21 protein-coding genes are annotated in these 19,242 nt (G+C 64.0%); 17 read left to right on the forward strand and 4 right to left on the reverse strand.

Annotated elements, in window-relative coordinates; all coding sequences use genetic code 11:
• Nucleotides 1-83 precede the first annotated feature (83 nt).
• Entirely contained in the window at nt 84-809 is a 726-nt protein-coding gene (locus BO1_RS27270) for an amino acid ABC transporter ATP-binding protein (protein ID WP_028220272.1), read from the forward strand.
• Nucleotides 810-849: 40 nt separating this feature from the next.
• Nucleotides 850-1,725, forward strand: coding sequence for a transcriptional regulator GcvA (gcvA, locus tag BO1_RS27275; RefSeq protein WP_028220273.1), 876 nt, complete (start codon nt 850-852; stop codon nt 1,723-1,725).
• An 89-nt stretch (nt 1,726-1,814) separates the two neighbouring features.
• On the opposite strand, the gene BO1_RS27280 is transcribed toward gcvA, so the two are convergent.
• On the reverse strand, nt 1,815-2,120 hold the full coding sequence (locus tag BO1_RS27280) for a hypothetical protein (protein ID WP_028220274.1): 306 nt from the start codon (nt 2,118-2,120) through the stop codon (nt 1,815-1,817).
• Between the two features lie 108 nt (nt 2,121-2,228).
• Nucleotides 2,229-2,876 carry a phosphatase PAP2 family protein gene (locus tag BO1_RS52885; RefSeq protein WP_167338394.1) on the reverse strand — a complete coding sequence of 216 codons (648 nt, stop codon included), beginning with the start codon at nt 2,874-2,876 and terminating at the stop codon, nt 2,229-2,231.
• A gap of 566 nt (nt 2,877-3,442) precedes the next feature.
• On the opposite strand from BO1_RS52885, the gene BO1_RS59455 reads away from it, so the two are divergent.
• The 14 genes from BO1_RS59455 (at nt 3,443) to BO1_RS27350 (ending at nt 16,067) form a co-directional block, all read left to right on the forward strand.
• Nucleotides 3,443-3,700: a hypothetical protein gene (locus tag BO1_RS59455; protein ID WP_156992416.1), complete on the forward strand. Its 258-nt coding sequence runs from the start codon at nt 3,443-3,445 to the stop codon at nt 3,698-3,700.
• A 107-nt stretch (nt 3,701-3,807) separates the two neighbouring features.
• On the forward strand, nt 3,808-3,990 hold the full coding sequence (locus tag BO1_RS27290; protein ID WP_028220275.1) for a Flp family type IVb pilin: 183 nt from the start codon (nt 3,808-3,810) through the stop codon (nt 3,988-3,990).
• 119 nt (nt 3,991-4,109) lie between these two features.
• Nucleotides 4,110-4,610 (forward strand): A24 family peptidase, encoded by a 501-nt coding sequence (locus BO1_RS27295; RefSeq protein ID WP_028220276.1) that lies wholly within the window; start codon nt 4,110-4,112, stop codon nt 4,608-4,610.
• Nucleotides 4,611-4,632: 22 nt separating this feature from the next.
• Nucleotides 4,633-5,646: a Flp pilus assembly protein CpaB gene (gene cpaB / locus BO1_RS52890; protein ID WP_043286696.1), complete on the forward strand. Its 1,014-nt coding sequence runs from the start codon at nt 4,633-4,635 to the stop codon at nt 5,644-5,646.
• 149 nt (nt 5,647-5,795) lie between these two features.
• The gene (locus tag BO1_RS27305; protein ID WP_052409613.1) at nt 5,796-7,166 is read left to right on the forward strand and encodes a type II and III secretion system protein family protein; all 1,371 of its coding nucleotides are present in this window, start codon (nt 5,796-5,798) and stop codon (nt 7,164-7,166) included.
• Nucleotides 7,167-7,176: 10 nt separating this feature from the next.
• Nucleotides 7,177-7,581 carry a CpaD family pilus assembly lipoprotein gene (locus BO1_RS27310; protein WP_063744716.1) on the forward strand — a complete coding sequence of 135 codons (405 nt, stop codon included), beginning with the start codon at nt 7,177-7,179 and terminating at the stop codon, nt 7,579-7,581.
• A 23-nt stretch (nt 7,582-7,604) separates the two neighbouring features.
• Nucleotides 7,605-8,828 (forward strand): AAA family ATPase, encoded by a 1,224-nt coding sequence (locus BO1_RS27315; RefSeq protein ID WP_043286699.1) that lies wholly within the window; start codon nt 7,605-7,607, stop codon nt 8,826-8,828.
• Nucleotides 8,825-10,237, forward strand: a complete 1,413-nt coding sequence (locus BO1_RS52895) for a CpaF family protein (RefSeq protein ID WP_084688215.1) — start codon at nt 8,825-8,827, stop codon at nt 10,235-10,237. The genes BO1_RS27315 and BO1_RS52895 overlap by 4 nt, the downstream gene beginning before the upstream one ends.
• Nucleotides 10,234-11,205: a type II secretion system F family protein gene (locus BO1_RS27325; protein WP_028220280.1), complete on the forward strand. Its 972-nt coding sequence runs from the start codon at nt 10,234-10,236 to the stop codon at nt 11,203-11,205. Before BO1_RS52895 ends, BO1_RS27325 begins: the two co-directional genes overlap by 4 nt.
• The gene (locus tag BO1_RS27330) at nt 11,202-12,161 is read left to right on the forward strand and encodes a type II secretion system F family protein (RefSeq protein ID WP_028220281.1); all 960 of its coding nucleotides are present in this window, start codon (nt 11,202-11,204) and stop codon (nt 12,159-12,161) included. The genes BO1_RS27325 and BO1_RS27330 overlap by 4 nt, the downstream gene beginning before the upstream one ends.
• Nucleotides 12,158-13,150, forward strand: a complete 993-nt coding sequence (locus BO1_RS52900) for a tetratricopeptide repeat protein (protein WP_084688216.1) — start codon at nt 12,158-12,160, stop codon at nt 13,148-13,150. The genes BO1_RS27330 and BO1_RS52900 overlap by 4 nt, the downstream gene beginning before the upstream one ends.
• Before the next feature lie 27 nt (nt 13,151-13,177).
• Nucleotides 13,178-13,726 carry a TadE/TadG family type IV pilus assembly protein gene (locus tag BO1_RS56520; RefSeq protein WP_052409607.1) on the forward strand — a complete coding sequence of 183 codons (549 nt, stop codon included), beginning with the start codon at nt 13,178-13,180 and terminating at the stop codon, nt 13,724-13,726.
• The gene (locus BO1_RS27345) at nt 13,726-14,316 is read left to right on the forward strand and encodes a TadE/TadG family type IV pilus assembly protein (protein WP_028220282.1); all 591 of its coding nucleotides are present in this window, start codon (nt 13,726-13,728) and stop codon (nt 14,314-14,316) included. The genes BO1_RS56520 and BO1_RS27345 overlap by 1 nt, the downstream gene beginning before the upstream one ends.
• A gap of 110 nt (nt 14,317-14,426) precedes the next feature.
• On the forward strand, nt 14,427-16,067 hold the full coding sequence (locus tag BO1_RS27350) for a pilus assembly protein TadG-related protein (RefSeq protein ID WP_156992417.1): 1,641 nt from the start codon (nt 14,427-14,429) through the stop codon (nt 16,065-16,067).
• A 194-nt stretch (nt 16,068-16,261) separates the two neighbouring features.
• On the opposite strand, the gene era is transcribed toward BO1_RS27350, so the two are convergent.
• The gene (gene era, locus BO1_RS27355; protein ID WP_028220284.1) at nt 16,262-17,173 is read right to left on the reverse strand and encodes a GTPase Era; all 912 of its coding nucleotides are present in this window, start codon (nt 17,171-17,173) and stop codon (nt 16,262-16,264) included.
• A gap of 326 nt (nt 17,174-17,499) precedes the next feature.
• Here era and BO1_RS27360 point away from each other — a divergent pair, with 326 nt between their 5' ends.
• Nucleotides 17,500-17,910: a host attachment protein gene (locus BO1_RS27360; protein ID WP_028220285.1), complete on the forward strand. Its 411-nt coding sequence runs from the start codon at nt 17,500-17,502 to the stop codon at nt 17,908-17,910.
• Nucleotides 17,911-18,203: 293 nt separating this feature from the next.
• Here BO1_RS27360 and BO1_RS27365 read toward each other — a convergent pair whose 3' ends face one another.
• Nucleotides 18,204-19,199, reverse strand: a complete 996-nt coding sequence (locus BO1_RS27365; RefSeq protein ID WP_028220286.1) for a 2-hydroxyacid dehydrogenase — start codon at nt 19,197-19,199, stop codon at nt 18,204-18,206.
• Nucleotides 19,200-19,242 lie beyond the last annotated feature (43 nt).

A 19,242-nucleotide genomic window follows, 5' to 3' on the forward strand; every position in this document is an offset into this window, starting at 1 on the left:
GGCAAAGAAAAGTAGGTGCCGCCCCGCACAGGGGCAACGCTTGCGGCCCGCCGCGAAAACAAGTTTCACATACAGGATCCAACATGATCTCGATAGACAACGTTTCGAAGTGGTACGGTCCGTTCCAGGTACTCACCGGCTGCACGACGCAGGTTCAAAAAGGCGAAGTCGTAGTCGTCTGCGGGCCGTCTGGCTCGGGCAAGTCCACGCTCATCAAGACCGTCAACGGGCTAGAGCCATTCCAGCAAGGCGATATCCACGTGAACGGTCTAAGCGTCGGCGACAAAAAAACCAACCTTTCGAAATTGCGCGCAAAAGTAGGCATGGTCTTCCAGCACTTCGAACTGTTCCCGCATCTATCGATTGCCGAAAACCTGTCACTCGCGCAAACCAAGGTGCTGGGCCGCACAAAAGACGAGGCCACCGACAAGGGCCTGAAGCTGCTCGACCGCGTAGGCCTGCGCGCGCACGCGGACAAGTTCCCAGGCCAGCTCTCGGGCGGCCAGCAGCAACGCGTCGCAATCGCGCGCGCGCTCTCGATGGACCCCATCGCGATGCTGTTCGACGAACCGACTTCGGCGCTCGACCCCGAGATGATCAACGAGGTCCTCGACGTGATGGTCGAGCTCGCCCAGGACGGCATGACGATGATGTGCGTGACGCACGAGATGGGCTTCGCGAAGAAGGTGGCCCACCGCGTGATCTTCATGGACAAGGGCGTCATTGTGGAGGACGATTCGAAAGACGCCTTCTTCGCCACGCCCCGCTCCGAGCGGGCACGCGATTTCCTCGCGAAAATCCTGCACTAAGCGCGTTGCCCGCCGCGTCCTCTATCGTCCATCATTCGCCATGAGACGCCTTCCGCCGCTCAACGCCCTGCAGATCTTCGAGACGGTCGCCCGCTACAGCAGCTTCACGCGCGCGGCCGACCATCTCTGCCTCACGCAGGGCGCGGTCAGCCGCCAGATCCTCGCGCTGGAGGACTACTACCGCCTGCCCCTGTTCAAGCGCTCGCCCAAGGGGCTCGTGCTCACCGCCGAAGGCGAGCAGCTGCTGCCCGCCGTGCGCGAGGGCTTTGCCCGCATCGAGGAGGCGTCGGTGCGCCTCACGCGTCAGCGCACGGAGCTCGCGCTGAAAGTGCCGACCTGCGTCATGCGCTGGATGCTCCCGCGCATCATGCGTTTTCAGACCGAGCATCCCGAGCTGCAAGTGCAGATCACGACCACGTGGCATCACGAAGTCGATTTCCAGGCGGAACCCTTCGATGCGGCCATCATCTACGGCTCGTCCGCCGGCACCGACGTTCACGCGATAGCGCTCTTCGACGAGCACCTGACGCCGGTCTGCGCACCGGCTTTGCTCGAACAGCGCCCGCTCGGCAAGCCCGAGGACCTCGAAGGCCACACCTTGCTGCACCCGACGCCGGACCACGCCGACTGGCGGCTGTGGCTCAACCACGCCGGCGCGGCGCAGGTCGATGCGAACCTCGGGCCCACGTTCCAGTCGCTCGATCTCGCGACGAGCGCCGCGTTGCAGGGATACGGGATCGCCATAGGCGACCGGACGCTCGCGAGCGAGGATATTGCGGCGAAGCGGCTCGTGATGCCCTTCGATCTGGCCGTGGAAACGGGCTCGCGCTATTACTTCGTGTATCCCGAATGCGTGGCGCAGCAGCAAAAGGTCAAGCTGTTCAGCGACTGGATGGCGCGGCAGGCGCCGCGATGAGCGCGCACCGGTGCACTTTGCCGGCGTCCTCGGCTATTCACGATTCAGCAGCGCAACGCGGCGTTCCGCAAGAACAACGCCCCCTGAAGTCACTGCTCGGCGGTCAATTCGCCATCCCAGGGACATTCACCGATATCCAGATCAATCGCCTCTTCGGGATGAGTGTCGATTAAACCATCGCGCAGCGATTGGGCAAGCGCAATTCTCGCCAGGTCTTCGGCGCCAACGTGGGCCGGCCAGTTGTCTCGTTCTCTCGGAACCATCAGGCAAAACGGTTTCCTTTTCGATCCTGTCCGAATGAAGGTCACGCTGATGTTGTGAATGACAATGACGCTGTACCGTATCTCCGCGCCTTGAATTCCCCGTGTGCGAAACTTGAATGCTGTTGTTTTCATTTTTTTGTTCCAGCCTGAACCCAAACACCCCAACCCGCATTTGATTCCCCTGCGCGGGCCAGTCCCCTTCCTGAAGCCAAGGCACACTGCCTTGGCCCAGCGACACCTTCAATCGCCGGCTAGCCCGCCGCGCGCCGCGCGGCGCTCGCCACTGCGGACGAGCCAGATTGCCACCCACGCGAGCACGGCGCCAGCCGCCAGATCGGTCAGATAGTGGCCGCCCTGCGACGGCGTCGAAACGATCATGACCGCGTTGAGCACCGCGGCGGGAGCCGCAAGGCGCGGCACGCATCGCAACGCCCACGCGAAGAGAATCGCCATCGTCACATGCATGGACGGCATCGAGATCAACCCTTGCAGTTGCATGAGATCGATCACACGAAGCGTTCCATCACGTAGCGGAAAGAACTGCGAAACCGATGAAGCCGTTCCCGGATCGGTAACGTGAAAATGCAGATACGCACTGGCAGCAGGAAACGGCGTGGAAATGGCAATCGCCAACAGCGTCGCCACCATCGTGCGTGCGATGTGACGGACCATCTCGCTTCGCTCGCCCGTTGCGCCCAGAATTAGCGGGACGAGCAGCGCCTGCACCAGCCCGGCCGCGTAGGCGATGCTCAAAACGATGGCAATCGCTCGATGGTGTGAGACCCAGCGGTACCAGGTCATCCAGTCGAAGCCGACTGTTTCGTCAATGCGCAGAAGCGCCCCATCGATCAACGGGAAATGCGCGGCCACGCTGAGATAGCTCAACACGCCAGCGCCCCGGCAAAAGGCCGCGAATACCATCATCCACTGAACGGTGAAACTGAGGTCCGCAAGCCGCCTTCCCCACTTCGAAGTGTCGCCGCTCGCCTCGACGCGCCATGCCAACAGGGCCACCGTGCCCGCAAGCAGAAGAAAACCGGCTGTGATACGAACGCCGCCTGCCACCTCGGGAGAATGAGGCAGCCATCGCAGACCCGCGAGGTCGAATGCGACAACAGCGGCGACCGCAAACCAGGCCCAGCCCAAAGGGGTGATTTGACAGCACGTTGCGCTAGTGTCGCGTCTGACGCCCTGGCTGGAAAAGGAATTCATGTAGTGCCTGGTGATGAAACGACCGAGTTTGACCTATGCCGGGCCGATTTTCCAGTAAACCCGTCTGCTTTTATATGGCCACCGGTGTGAAACTTTATGCACGCCATTAGAATCCGCTTGACGCGATCAATTCCGATCACGCGTATTTCGACAGGCAAACGTTTTACATCGCGTTTTCCATCTATTTCCGTTGATCCATTCGACTCGATTCAAAGCCGATGACCTCGGCTTCTGAAATGCGCATGAGCGAACGGCAGCGCTCACCGGCCGTCCCAAAGTCTGGGCATCGGCGTTCGATGCTACGGGTCGTCCTTCTACAACTCGCCACCCTGCGCGAAAAAAATATTGGCGGCTATCGCAAGATCGTGCCGGGTCGTGCGATTGTGCGAACAAACGAACGACAAACGTTTGCGGATGGAATTTCAAAGAGCCAATCTGACGAAAACGGAGTCCAGCTTACTTTTTTAATTTTTCCGTTGATGCAAAAAACCAGGCGCTAGAGCGGTTTACCGAACGGAATCCGGTTGTTTTTTTTCAATCTTTCAATAGAATGGCGAGCCGCGAATCCGTCACGGGGGACGGCGCGCATCTCTTCCTGGAGACCAAAATGATCAAACTCATTAACAAGGTGTGGTGCGACGAGCGCGGCGTGAGCGCGCTCGAATACGCGATTCTGGCGGCATGCGTGGTGTCGGCAGTGGCCGCGGCTGGCGCTGTGTTGACGACTGGCACCAACAGCCTGGCCACGCTGTTCACGACCATCATGACGACGATCACGGGCAAGATCTGATTGCTCCTGTGGCGGCGCCCGAACGTTGCGGCGTTCGGTCGTCGCACGAGCTGGCCACACGCCAAAGGAAACGGCCAGCACTCCCGGCTTCATTGCCTCGCTTTCTCTGGTCCGTCGCAATGCCGTTGCTAGCCTGCATGCTCACCGTTGCGCTGCTCGCGAGCCTCGCATGCTTCGACGTCGCGCAGCGGCGCTTGCCGGGCAAGCTCGTCGGTGCCGTCGCGCTCATGTATTTCATCATGGCCGCGTTCGCGAAAGTTTCGCTGCTTTCGATCGCGACACATTTTGGCGTGGCGCTGAGCGCATTCTTGATCGGAACGCTGCTCTTCGCAGCGGGCATGCTGGGCGGCGGCGACGTGAAGTTCGCGGCTGCGGTATTCCTGTGGGCCGGCGTGAAGTTCGCGATGGCCGCCTTCATCCTGATCTCGCTTGCCGGGCTCATAGTGGCGCTCGTGGCGCTCGGTGCAGGATGGCTCGCGCGCCGGGCGCCTGCTGGCGCGCTGGCTGGCATCGCGTCGCCGTGGGCCGCGGCACGGGGCGTGCCCTACGGCGTGGCCATTGCGATCGGTGCGTTGCCCATTGTCGTCGCGCGTACGCTGGCGGGCGGCATGACCCTGTAATTTGCTCGATGTTGCGACTAGCATGTCAAACACCATTAAAATAGGGCTGCTAATCATCATGGCGGCGATCGTCGCGATGATCATGCGAGGATTCTTCATCGCCGCATCGAAGCCTGCCGGACCGCAGGAGCCGACCGTCGACCGCATTCGCGTCGCGGCCGCCGACTTGCCGCGCGGCCTGCTGCTGCGCGAGGACGACCTCGCGTGGAAAACCGTGCCACACGCGAAGACGCCCGAAGGCACGGTCGTCGACGGCGCGCCCCATCCGCTCGAGCTCAAGGGTGCGGTGCTGCGCCAGTCCGTCACGGCCGGCGCGCCGATCGTCGCCTCCGAAGTCATTCTCGCGAATGCGCCCGGCTTTCTTTCGGCCACGCTGCGTCCCGACATGCGCGCGGTTTCCGTTGCGATCGACGACGTCTCGGGCAATGCAGGTTTGATCCAGCCCGGCGACTACGTCGATCTCATTCTCACGCAGAGCATGCAGGGGAAGACCGACGCGCCCGATGAATCGGTGTCGAGCGAGACCGTCGTGCAGCACGCACGCGTGCTCGCGGTCGGCTCCGAACTGCAGCCCGCGAAAGACAGCACGGACGCCAACACGCGCGCGCGCACCGTCACACTCGAGGTCTCGCCGCACACCGCGCAAGCGGTTGCCGTGGCCGCCCGTCTGGGCAGTCTCTCGCTCGCGCTGCGCAGCTTCGCCACGCTCGAGCGCACGGCCGACGCCGCATCGGGCACGGATGCGACCTCGGACTCGCTGCCTGACTCCAAGCCGGTATGGGCGGGCGACATCTCGCGCGCGTTGCGCGCGCTGCCGAACAACGCGCGCCGCGACAGCGCCGCAGCCGCTGCAATGGCCACGCCGGTGCGCGCCGCGGCGCCCGCAGCCGTGGTGATCTATCGCGGGTCGTCGACGTCGACGCAATCGGGCGACGACGGCGCAACGGTTGCTGGCGGCGCGATCGCATCGGCCAATCCGCCATCGCTGCCCCCGCTTCCGGCCGGCATTCCCGCACCGTCGATGAACCTGCATTGAGCGCGTGTGCGTGCCACGTCGCGCGGCACCTATTTGGAGTCCGGGGCATGCCCGGTAGATCGTTGCTTATGAAACCCATCCAGGCCCCCGGCCACCGCCTCTCGACCTTCGGGACGCTGGCCTTCGTCGCCGCCGCCTTGCCGCTCGCGATGACCGCAACGGCCGCCACCGCCGCCGGCGCGCCCAGCGGCGTAGTCGTGCAAACGAGCACGAGCGCGGCGCCCGCGCCCGGGGCGGCGCTCGCCGTCGGCTCGGGCAAAGGCGTCCTGCTGCAACTGGGCGCACCCGCAACCGCGGTCTTCGTGGCCGATCCCGATATCGCCGACGTCCATGTGCCGAATCCGCAAGCCGTATTCGTGCTCGGCAAAAAGGCGGGCACCACCACGCTCTACGCCCTCGGCGCGAACAACAAGACCCTGCTGCAACGCACCGTCGTCGTGAACACCGACGTCGCGTATCTGCACGACCTGCTCGCCACGCGCTTTCCCGCGTTGACACTGCACGTCGAGGCCGCGCCCGGCTCCCTGCTCGTCTCCGGCCAGGTGCCGAGCGCCGCCGATGCCGATGCCGTCGTCCAGACGCTCACGCCGTATCTGCACGACAAGGAAGCGCTGATCAACCGCCTCTCGGTCACGCAATCGCTGCAGGTGAACCTGCATGTGCGTATCGCCGAAGTCGATCGCAGCGTCACGCAGCAGTTCGGCGTGAACTGGTCGGCCGTGGGCGGCATGTGGGGCAACTTCATTGGCGGGATGCTCTCCGGCCGCACGATCCAGGACCCCACCACGGGCATCTACCAACTGCCGTCCAGCAACGCTTTCTCGACCCTGCTCGGCTTCAAGGCCGGCCAGACGAGCATCCAGGCGCTGATCGACGCGCTCGATCAGGAAGGCCTCGTCACGATGCTCGCCGAGCCGAACCTCACCTCGATGTCGGGTGAAACGGCGAGCTTTCTCGCGGGCGGCGAGTTCCCGATTCCGGTCTCGCAGAGCGGCAGCACGAGCGGCGCGATCGGCGTGCAGTTCAAGCAGTTCGGCGTATCGCTGAACTTCACGCCCACCGTGCTCGCCGACAACCGTATCAGCCTGAAGGTCAACCCCGAGGTCAGTCAGCTCGACCCCACGGCGAGCGTCACCACCAATGGCGTGACGATTCCCGGCCTCTCCGTGCGCCGCCTTTCGACCACGGTCGAGCTCGGTAGCGGCCAGAGCTTCGCGATCGGCGGCCTGCTCACGAGCGATTCGAGCGACACCTTGTCTGCACTGCCTGGCATCGGCACGCTGCCCGTGCTTGGCAAGCTGTTCTCCTCACGTTCGTTTCAGGACAAGAAGTCGGAGCTCGTCGTGATCGTCACGCCGTACCTCGTCAATCCAACGGCCGGCAACCGCCTGCGCACGCCGCTCGATACGCTGATTGCACCGAGCGGCGACATCGAATACGGCTTCCAGCGCACGCTTGGCATCGATCCGCTGTCCGGCGACACCCCGCGCCTCGTCGGCGCGGCGGGCTTCGTCTACTGAAGGAGTTTGCATGTTCAATCAGAGCCTGCGCATCACGCGCTTTTCGCTCGGGTTGCTGCTGAGCCTCACGCTCGGCGCCTGCATGTCGGAGCGTCCACCGCCCGGTTTGCCCGACGCTCGCGTCGTCACGTTCGACGGCGTGCAGGCGCACGGCCCCGACTGCGCCTCGATCGCGCTCCCCTCGCATCTGGGCGACCCGGACAGGCTCGCGCATCCGGCCATTCCGTTTGGCTGTGCGAACTACACGAATCTCGCTGCGCAGCTCGCGCGCCCGGCGGACATCGCGCAGCCGACCCCGTACGCCGGCGCCGACGGCACCGCCGCCGCGCGCTCCGTGCAGCGCTACGACAATCCGCCGCCACCGCGCGCCGAGTCGCAGGACAGCTCGCCCGCGACGAGCAACATCAGCCAATAAGATGCGCCAAGGGAGCCTTTTCCATGGGTGTGACTGAAACATTGTCCCGCTTTCGCGGCGGCGGCACGGCAGCGGCGCAGGCGGCGGAGTTCGTCGCGTTCGTGAGCGACGCGCAGACCGAGGACTCGGTGCGCCGCTTCGTGCACGAGCGCATGATCGCGCACGCGTTCGTCGCGACGGGCACCGTCGACGACGCCATCGCGCAGTTGAAGGCCATGGATCGCTCGCCCTCGAAGCTGCTCGTCGACGTGTCGGGTTCGGTCATGCCGCTTTCCGACCTCGAGCGGCTCGCGCAGGTCTGCGAACCCTCGGTTCAGGTCGTGACGATCGGCGATCGCAACGACGTCGGCCTGTTCCGCAATCTGCTGAAGATCGGCGTGCAGGACTATCTCGTCAAGCCGCTCACGCCGGATCTGCTGCAGCGCACGTTCGACACCACCGCCAAGGCGGAGCCGCTCCAGCACCGCCGCACGGGCAAGGTGCTCGCGCTCGCCGGCACGCGCGGCGGCGTGGGCACGACGAGCGTCGGGGTGGCGCTCGCGCGCCATCTCGCCGACGTGACGATGCGGCGCGTCGCCTATGTCGACCTCAACCTCAACGGCGGCGCCGCGTGCACGCTGCTCGGCATCACCAGCAACAACGGCCTCACCGACGTGCTCGAAAACGTGCACCGGCTCGACGTGCAGTACATGGAACGCACCTTCGTCACGCAAGGGCCGCGCCTGTTCGTGCTGTCGTCCGAGCTCGACTACAGCAGCACGTTCGAACTGAGCCGGGGCGCGCTCGGCGAGCTCGTGGCGATGCTCAAGCATCACTTCCACTACGTGCTGCTCGACGTGCCGGACCCGGCGAGCAGCGTGGCCGAGCAAGCGTTCGAAGCCGCCCAGAACATCTATCTGGTCGCGGACCGGTCGGTCCATTCGGCGCGCGAAGCGACGCGCCTCATTCGCCACGCGCAGGCGTGCGGCAACGAGCCGTCACTGTTCGTGCTACTGAACAATCCGGGCCAGCCCGTGACAGGCCGCGTCAGCTCGGGCGACTTCGCGCAGGCGATCGGCTTTCCGGTTACCCAGGAATTTCCGTTCGATGGCAAGGCGGTCGCGACGGCCGAAAATCTTGGCGAGCGCGTCAAGCCCGACAGCGAGTTCGGCGTGGCGATCAGCCTGCTCGCCGACAACTTGACGGGCACGCAGGCCGCCGTGGCCGCGCCGTGGTACGCGCCCTGGCTGCGAAGGAGCATGCGATGAGTTTCGGCCTCAAGCGCTTGAGCGGCGCACTCGACGCGCAAGACCCAGGGCTGCCCGACGAAAGCGACGTCGGCGCGGCGCAGGAACCGGCGCGCGACGCCACGGCGAAGCCACGTGACGCCGCAGCCGCACTGCCGCCCACCGAGCACATGATCCGCTCCGAGGCGTTTCGCGTGATACGCGCGAGTGTATTTTCATCGATGAACGTCTCGGCCGCCGTGCTCAAGACGCGCGACGAAGTGCGCGACGGCGTCGCGCAGATCGTCGCCGATCTGGTCGAGCGCGAGCGCATGAACTTGACGCTCGCCGAGCAGATACTGATGGTCGACGAGCTGCTCAACGACATGTTCGGCGTCGGCCCGATCGAGCCGTTGCTCGCCGACGATACCGTGACCGACATTCTCGTGAACGGCCCCGATCACGTCTATGTCGAGCGGCATGGCCGGCTCGAGCTCACGCCCGTGAAGTTTCGCGACAACGCGCACGTCGTGAACATCGCGCAGCGCATCGCGTCGGCGATCGGCCGCCGCGTGGACGAAAGCAGCCCCATGGTCGACGCGCGCCTCGCCGACGGCAGCCGCGTCAACGTGGTCTTGCCGCCGCTCGCCGTGCATGGCGCCTGTATCGCCATCCGTAAGTTCTCGAGGCGCAACATCACGCTCGCGCGCATGGCGCAGCAGGCCAACATGTCCAACGAGATGGCGCGCGTGCTGAAGATCGCGGCCACCTCGCGGCTGAACATCCTGATCTCCGGCGGCACGGGCTCGGGCAAGACAACGCTGCTCAACGCGATGTCTCACTTCATCGACGAACGCGAACGGGTCATCACGATCGAAGACGCGGCCGAACTCCAGCTGCAGCAGCCGCATGTCGTGAGCCTCGAAACGCGGCCCGACAACTCGGAGGGCACGGGTGGGGTCAGCCAGCGCGAGCTCGTGCGCAACGCGCTGCGGATGCGCCCCGATCGCATTATCCTCGGCGAAACGCGGGGCTCGGAAGCCTTCGACGTCTTGCAGGCCATGAACACGGGCCACGACGGCTCGATGACGACGATTCACGCGAACAGCCCGCGCGACGCGATCTCGCGGCTCGAAAGCATGGTGATGATGGCCAACGGCAACCTGCCGCTCGTCTCGATCCGCCGGCAGATCGCGAGCGCCGTCCACATGATCGTGCAGGTGGAACGCATGCGCGACGGCGTGCGGCGCGTGACGCGCATCTCGGAGATCGCGGGCATGGAAGGCGACGTCATCACCACCCAGGATCTGTTCGTGTTCCGCTACGACACGACGACCTACAACGACGAGGTCAAGGGCGTGTTCGAGTGTCTGTCGATCCGCCCGGTCTGCGCCGGCCGCGCCGCCTATTACGGGCTCGAGGAAGCCCTCATGGAAGCGATCCGCCAATGACGCCCGCGGATATCGTCACGGCGGGCGCGTTTCTCGGCGCCCTCATTATCGGCATGATCGTGTCGACGCTGCGCGACGCGCGTCGCGCCCAGCCCGAGGTGCGCATTCGCGCGCGCCTGCGCGAATGGCAGGCGCGCCAGCTGGCGCAAAGGCCGGACGACACCACGGCCGCCGAGCTCTTTCGCCTGGGTTCGCCCGAGGGCCGGCTCGATACGCAATACCGGCGCTACCGGCAGCGTCTGAACACGGTGGGCGGCAAGCACGCGATGACGTGGCTAGCGCTCGCGGCGCTCGGGGGCTTCGTGTTCAGCCTCGTGCTCGCGCGGCTGCCGTGGGTCAACGGCGCGCTCGTGCCGTGCGCCTTCGTGGCGTTGCCGGCGCTGGGCGTCGTCATGGCGTACCGCACGCTGAACCAGCGCTTTCGCCAGCGCTTTCTCAAGGCGTTCCCCGATACACTCGACATGGTCCTTCGCGCCGTGCGCGCCGGCGTGCCGGTCACGCATGCGATCGCGAATGCGGCCGAGCAGGCCGACGAGCCGGTGCGCGGCGAATTCCGCATCATGGGCGACGCGCTCAAGCTGGGCATCGACGTCGTGGAGGTGCTCGAGGCCGCGAACGCGCGCATCGAGATCCCCGACTTCGCCTTCTTCTCCGTGTGCCTGCGTCTGCAGCGCGAAACCGGCGGCCAGCTCGGCGAGACGCTCGAGAACCTCGCGATCATCATCCGCGCGCGCCGCGACGTGCAAATGAAGACCCGGGCGCTCACCGCCGAAGGCCGCATGAGCAGCCAGCTCATCGCAGCGGTGCCGTTCTTTATCGCGGCTTCGCTTTACATGCTGAATCCGGCGTACATCGAGACGCTCTTCACGACGGAGCTCGGTCATGAGATGCTCGCCGCCGCCGCTGTGCTGCTGACGATAGGCCTCACGATCGTGAGCCGCATGGCGAGACTGGAGACCAGCCGATGAGCCCGATGTCGGTTGCATCCGGAAATCTCGTGCTGCTCGTGCTGCTGCTCGTGGGCATCTACGTCTACCTGCGCGCGAGCAACAGTGTGCGCGCCCGCGTGGCCGAGCGCGCGCGCGAGCGCGCCGCGTGGGCGCCCAACGCCGGCGCAGGCACGGAAGAAGTGACGGCGAAAAGCCTGCGAGGACACATGGGCCGTGCAAGCCGCGTGCTCGCGCTCGTCGGCGAGCATCTGCCGCTGTTCGACGCGAAGCAGCGCGCCAAGCTCGCGCTCGCCTGCCGGCGCGCCGGATTCTATGGTCCGCGCGCCGTTTCGGCGCTGGTTGGCGTGAAGTTCACGAGCGGCATCGGCGCGGGCGTTTGCGCCGTACTGTTCGGCTCGAAGCTGCCGCTGCTCGGCCAGTTTCTGGCGCTGCGCGCCGTGCTCATGCTCGCGGCGTTCATCGTCGGCATGATCCTGCCGGAGTGCGCGCTCGCCTTCCGGGCGCGCCGCCGGCAGCGCCAGATCGCGGCCGTGCTGCCCGACGCGCTCGATCTGCTCGTGATCTGCACGAACGCGGGTCATAGCCTCGCGGTTGGCATCCAGCGCGTGGCGAGGGAAATCCGCATGATCTCGGTGCCGCTCGCGGTCGAGCTCGAGATGACCGCATCCGAGCTTCATTTGAGCGGCGACGCCTCGGTCGCGCTGCGCAACCTCGGCGAGCGCGTGGATCTGCCTTCGGTGCGCAGCCTCGTCTCGACGCTGATCCAGTCGCAGCAATACGGTACGCCGATCACGACAGCGCTCAAGACGCTCTCGAAGAGCAGCCGCACGCAGGCGATGCTCGAGCTCGAAGAAAAGGCAGCGAAGCTTGCCCCGAAGATGGTGCTGCCGATGATGCTTTTCATTCTGCCGACCGTGGCGATCATCGCCGCCGGCCCCGCTGTGTTGCGCCTGATGACGGTGTTTGGAAAATGAACGAAATCCCTACGATGAAGCGCCGCGCGCGCACCCTGCTCGCGACGCTGCTGTTCCCGCTCGGCCTGATCGCGGGCTGCTCGAGCGCGCCACACTATGCGTCGATGCCCGCGCCCAAACCGCTCACGCGCACGCTCGGGAGTGCAGACGACTTGCGCATCGCCGCCGGGGCGCTCGAATCGGGCGACGTGCAGCTCGCGGGCTCGCTCTATGAAAAGGCGCTCAAGGCGGATCCCAATTCGGTCGAAGCGTACCTCGGTCTCGGTGATTGCCTGTTCCAGACCGGCGACATGGAGCGCGCGCGACTCGCCTACCAGCGCGCAGCGGCGCTCACGCCCGACGCGCTCGCCCCCAAGCTCGCGCTCGCGCGCGTGGCCCTCAAGCAGCGGCGCTTCGAGCAAGCCTCGCAGCTCTACCGCGAGTTGCTCGCGCGCACGCCCGACGATCCCGCCGCCAGCGCGGGGCTCGGCACCGTTCTGGACCTCACCGGACATCACGACGAGGCGCAGGCCCTCTATCGCAGCGCCCTCGCGCATCATCCGGAGAGCCAGGCATTGCGCATCGACCTCGGACTCTCGCTCACGCTCGCCGGCCAGCCGCGTGAAGGCGTGAACGTGCTGCTGGACGTGGCGAGCATTGGCGATGCGCCGCCGCAAGCGCGCCAGGATCTCGCACTCGCCTATGGCCTGCTCGGCAACGACGCGGCGGCGGAGAAAATCCTGCTCGCCGACCTGCCGAAGAACTCCGTGCAGGACAATCTGCGCTACTACGCGAGCGTGCGTGCCGCCATGAATAGCAAGGCCGCGCTGGCACGATCCACACAACCCGCCGAACCGGTTGCCGGCACGGCGATTTCCACCATACCGCCGGAGCAGGCTCGCGTCGTCGCGGTCGTGCCGGCCGCGCCCACACCCAAAACCCCGCCGGTAGAGCCAATGGGCGGCAACTTCGCCAGCCAGTCGCGCCTCATCGAGGCGTCGGACAAGTAAGCCGTCACGCAACAGATCGACGTGAAGATGCCAGAACAAAACCAGACGAAAAGCGTGCGGCCCCGAGCAACGAAACTTCTGCGGCGCCAACACGGCGCGACGACGCTCGAATTCGTGCTGATCCTGCCGTTCTTTCTGCTTGTCGTGTTCATGATCATCGAGTTCGGTCTCGTGTTCGTCGCCCAGGAGCTGCTCGACAACGCCGCGCGCGACGGCGCGCGCCTGTTGCGCATCGGCACGCTCTCGGGCAGCAGCTATTCGACGGCGCTGACCACGGCGGTCTGCAACGACCTCACGTTCACGACCGTCTCGTTGCTCCCCTCGTGCACGGCGACGATCCAGATTTACGTGGCGGCGGCGCCATCGGGCACGCCCGCCGGCAGCGGCTTCCTTTCGCTCAAGACCGCGGCGGTGACGGGCACGATCATGACGCAATCGAGTGCGGCCGTCTCGGCAAACTACGACGTTCTAATGCAGATCAGCTACCCGTACCCGTGGCAGGTGCCAGGCCTGTCGCTGCTCACCGGCACGACCTTGCTGACATCGACGATCGCTTTCCAGACGGAGCCCTACTGATGCGCGCGCTGCACTCCCTGCTCGCGAACGATCGCGGCCTTGCATCGCTCGAATTCGCGATCGTCCTGCCCATCATGCTCTCGCTGCTGTTCGCGACCTACGAGCTCTCCCAGCTCGTGCGCGCGCAACTCAAGGTGGACACCGCGGCGCAATCGATCGCCGACATGGTCGCGCAGCAGGCGGCCGGCGTCACGAGCGGGACCTCGGGCTCGCTCGGCAACTTCTGCGCCGCGGGCAAGCTGATGATGACGCCCTTCGCGGCGGGCACCGGCAGCAGCACGTTCGCGGTGTCGATTGCGAGCGTGACGAACTACAGCTCGGGCGGCGTCACGCTCGACTGGGAAAGCGACGCCTCGTGCAGCACGACCGCAACGGCGCTCGGCGCGACCGCCAAGACGCTCGCGACCTCGCCCACCAACCTGATCCCGACGGCCGGCACGCCCGGCGACAGCGTGATCGTGGCGACGGTGACGTACGCCTACAATTCGCCGCTTCAATACTTCTTGCCGGGTCTGCTGAGCCTCACACATACGGCGTTCGCGCGGCCGCGCAGCAACAACGTGGTGGCTTGCGGCTCGCCCTGCACGTGAGGACCGATCCCGTGAAAACCCCGTTGCCGCGCCCACGTGCGCGCCTCACATCGCGTTCGGGTTGGCGCAAGCCTGCATCGCGTGCGCGTCAGCGCGGCGTGTCGAGCCTCATGCTGCTGCTTCTGCTGATTCCGCTGCTGCTCGCCGTGGGCGTGGCGGTCGATCTCGCGCGCATGGTGCAGTTCCGCTCCGATCTGCAAAACGCCGTAGACGAGGCGGCGCTCGCGGGCGCCGCCGTGTTCGTCGATCCCACGCAATCGGCGCAGGCCGTCACCGCCGCGACGAACTACTTCAACCGCGCCATCCTGCCCGTCAGCCTTTCCGTTTCCGCGCCAACGGTCACGCCCAATGCGAACGGCACGATCAATCCGGCGCTCGGCAGCGCGCTCGCGTACACCATCACGGTGAGCGCGACCGCCACGGTGCCGACGACCTTGATGGCGATCGTCGCGCCCTCGATGGCGACCATCAGTGCGACGGCAACGGCGGCCGATCCGGTTGTCTCGGCGACGCCCCAATTTACGAAGCAAGTCTGGACCGCCTGCGACGGCAACACGCTCTACTACTACAAGGTGCCGAAGAACGCGAGCAATACCGGCTACGACTATTCGAGCGTGCCCGCCTTCAACACCCAGAATTACTTCTGGATCTTTTCGACCTATCCGTCCACCTCCCCATACGGCAAGGCACCTGCGCAGACGGTCCCGACCTTCTCGGCGAATCAGCCGATCGGCATCATGCTGCGCAACGACACGAACGGCAACGTCGGCAATTCGAACTGCCCGGGGACGATAACGGGCGCGAACTCGTACGGTGCGCCAAACGGCGCATCGCAGTCGTTCTATTCGTCGCTGATCATGAACGGGCAGTCGCCCAGCGAGCTCTCGAACTACACGTATACGGCGAGCGTCACCACCACCGGCAGTTCGGTCGCCTCGACCACCACCACCACGGTCACCACCGGCTCGGGAGGCAACGCCACGTCGAACACCACCCAAAGCACGAGCAACAGCACCACGAGCAACGGCGTAAGCAACTGGACGATTTCATTGCCGCCCAATGCGAAAAATCCGAACAACCAGACGTTGACGGGCACGGCCCCGTCAGGGTCCAACCAGCTTGCGGAGCTATTTGGCGTCAACGCGCCGGGCACGGCGAATTCGGCGTGTACGACACTCAATACGCAGACGACGAGCGGCAGTCCGGTCACGTCGAACGGCAATCCCGTCACGCAGAAGAATGGCTCGACCAGGACAACCACGCAGACCACGACGGTAACGACACCCACCACGACGGTTACCCAGTACAGTTGCAAGACCCAGTACCGCACGAGCCAGCAGGGACAGGGCAATTGCCTGCTCTATGTGCAGACCGGATCGGCCGTGACCTCCGCGTACGTGAATGGCCTCGTGCCCGGCTCAACGCCACCGACCAATTACAACTGCTTCAATGCGACCTCCGGTGGCGCGCAGTACTCGGCGCCGAGCTGCGCACAACTCTCGGCGCTCGCGAGCGGATCGGGCACGAGCGCCGTGCAGCCGGCTGCCGTGTTCTGGTGGGACGATGGCGGCGGCGTCGGGCCGAACGAACAGAACTACGGCACGAAAACGCATTGCGCGCCGATGGCGGGCAACCCGGCGCTTCCCGGCTACGGCGAGGACTGCAAATACGGGAACATGATCCTGGCCTTGCAGTGCACGCCCACCGGCGGGAGCGGAACCGGTTATACCTCGGTCGTGTTGACGCAATAGCGCAAAGCGTCTGGATCTGGACAGGCTGAAGCCTGAGATGCCAAAGCGCGCGCACGCCCGTGTTCACTTCGGCCTGGTTGGTCGCGCCCTACGTCGTGCCGACCGCGCTCAAGTGTTCGTAGTTTTATCCCATGCAACACATCCTGAACGAAGTGTTGCACGTGCTCCTTGAAACCGCCCTGTGCCCACTGGCGTCATTCGTATCCATAGGCGCGAAGTGCTGCTTCATTGTCTGCCCAGCCGCTTTTTACCTTGACGAATGTCTCCAGATACACGGGGCCGTCAAACAGCTTTTCCATGTCGATCCGCGCGTCGGTATTGATCTGTTTGAGTTTCGAACCATCCTTGCCGATCACCATGCCCTTTTGCGAATCGCGTTCGACGAGGATCGTCGCGAAGATGCGCTTGAGGCGCCCTTCTTCCTCGAACTTGTCAATGAGCACCGTGCTCGTGTACGGCAGTTCATCCCCGGTCCAGCGGAATACCTTCTCACGCAGAATCTCAGCGGCAAGGAAGCGCGAACTCCGGTCGGTCAGGTCATCTTCGTCGTAGATGGGTTTGCCTTCCGGCAGATACGGCTTGATCGTCTCCAGCAGACGTTCGATGTCTTTCGGATGCGTGGCGGAAAGTGGCACCAGCTCGACAAATTCACGCAGTTTGCTCATCTCCTGCATGAACGGGAACAGCGTCTCCTTGTCCTTTACGCGGTCGAGTTTGTTTGCGATAAGCAGCGTGGGCATGCCACGCGGAATCAGGTCCAGCACCTTCTGGTCATCCGGACCGAACCGTCCAGCCTCGATCACGAACAGGATCACATCGACGGAAGTGAGCGTCGACGTGACCGCCCGATTCAGTGACCGGTTCAACGCTGCGTCGTGGCGGGTCTGGAAGCCTGGCGTGTCAACGAAGATGAACTGTGCATCTTTCGTCGTATTGATGCCGGTGATGCGGTGACGAGTGGTCTGCGCTTTGCTTGAAGTGATGCTGATTTTCTGGCCAACCAGCGCGTTCATCAGCGTCGACTTGCCGACGTTCGGACGGCCGACGATAGCAATCAGGCCGCAACGGTAACCCGGGAGAGAAATGTCAACGGCAGGCTCGTTCATAGTCCATACCTCAGTGATGACAGCGAGTTCGAAAGACGGCGCCGAACGCGGATACTGGCTCAGTTAATTATAGCGAAGCTAATCTCCACAGATAGCATTCGATATGTCGAGTTGATTATCAAAATGACCGATACTTAGTATCGTTAAATTGACCGCATACTGTTTTCTTTGACGCCAATGCGTCGATATAAAAAATCGGCATCACCCGATCTGCAGGATGAATACGTTGACGCCGAACGATGTATCCTGTGCGACATGCCGGTCTGCAAACGCAGCATCGGCATTGACCGAAGATAGGGTTCGGCACAACGCCTTGAGGAGCGACAATGAGCAACGCAACATGGATTGTGGTAGCTGGGGAAGGTCGCGCACGTATCTTCGCATCAGAAGAGGGCTCGTTCGCGTTGCAGCAAGTCGAAGATATCTCAAACGCACATCATGCTGCGACCATGCTCACGGAGAAACAGGCCGCTGCGTATTCCGAGAGTGAACGCAAAGAGAAAGAGAGAGACAAATTTGCGTCCCAAATTGCGAGTTATATTGAAGATTCCAGATTGCATGGACGGTTTTCCAGGATCCGACTCATTGCAGAGCCCAAATTTCTTGGTATGTTGCTTGACTATCTAAATGAACAGACCCAAAAAACCGTGATCGACAAGATTAGTAAAGACTATTCGAGTTTAAGCACGAAGGATATCGAGGAAATTTTGCTGGGTGGCCGGACCCGTTCTGAATAAATAAAGTCTGAGCTAACGCGTATTGAGTGACGCACGCGAGCGACCGTGAGCCTCGCTGCGCTGAGGTTTTTCCCGCCTCCAACTGCAACGGGCCTCGCATTGCTGCGGGGCCCGTCATTTCGTGCTTCCAGATTCGTGCAACCGTTCGCGCGGCCACTTCGTCACAACCGCAGCGGCCACGCTGTTGCCAAGCACGTATCGTTGCTGCGTGCGATTCTCCGCATCGATATGACGGTGGCTCAATCGTTTGAGGAACGGCCGTTTATCTCGAGATAATCTCGCCACGTGAGCGCTCAGCCGGCGCTGATTTCATTCGTCAGCGCTTGCCCTGTCTCGAACTCCGTGATGCTTCGCAAAGTCGTTTCACAAATCGTCGATACGGCCTCACGCGTCAAAAACGCCTGATGCCCTGTCACGATCACGTTCGGGAAAGTCATCAGCCGCTGCAGCACATCGTCGTTGACGATCGTGCCGGATAAATCGCGGAAGAAAACGTCCGCCTCCTGCTCGTAGACGTCGATTGCCAGACCGCCCAGTTGCCCGCTCTTGAGCGCCTCGATTGCTGCTTCCGTATCCACCAGTCCGCCGCGGCTCGTGTTGATCAGCAGCGCGCCGCGCTTCGCGCGTGCCAGCATGTCGGCGCCGATGATGTGGTAGGTCTGCGGCGTCAAGGGGCAATGCAGCGAGACGATGTCCGCGTTCGCGCCGACTTCCTCCACCGGCGCGTAGCGGCCCCCCAGCGCCTCGAATTCCGCTGACGGGTACGCGTCGTAGCCGATCACATTGCAGCCGAAGCCCACCATGATGCGCGCGAACACACGGCCGATCTTGCCCGTGCCGATCACGGCGACGGTCTTGCCGCACAGATCGAAGCCCATCAAGCCGTCGAGCGCGAAATTGAAATCGCGCGTGCGGTTATAGGCCCGGTGCACCTTGCGATTGATGGCCATCAGCAGGGCGACCGCATGCTCGGCGACGGAATTGGGCGAGTAGTCGACCACGCGCACGACCTTGATGCCGCGCGCCGCGGCGGCCTTCAGGTCGACGTTGTTGTAGCCGGTGCAGCGCAACGCAATCAATTGCGTGCCGCCGCGCGCCAGCACGTCGAGCACCGCCTCGTTGGCCTCGTCGTTGACGAAGATGCAGACGCCGCGATGGCCCGCGGCGAGCCCCGCGGTATCCGCATTGAGCGGGTCATCCAGATACCGGATCCGATGGCCATGATCCGCGTTCGCCGCGTCGAGAAACTGACGATCATAGGGCTTCGCGCTGAATACGACGATGTCCATCAAGACTCTCCGGGTCGAAAGTTCGCACAGGGTTCGCACAGGG

The sequence above is a fragment of the Paraburkholderia oxyphila NBRC 105797 genome (assembly GCF_000685075.1).
GTDB classification, from domain to species: domain Bacteria; phylum Pseudomonadota; class Gammaproteobacteria; order Burkholderiales; family Burkholderiaceae; genus Paraburkholderia; species Paraburkholderia oxyphila.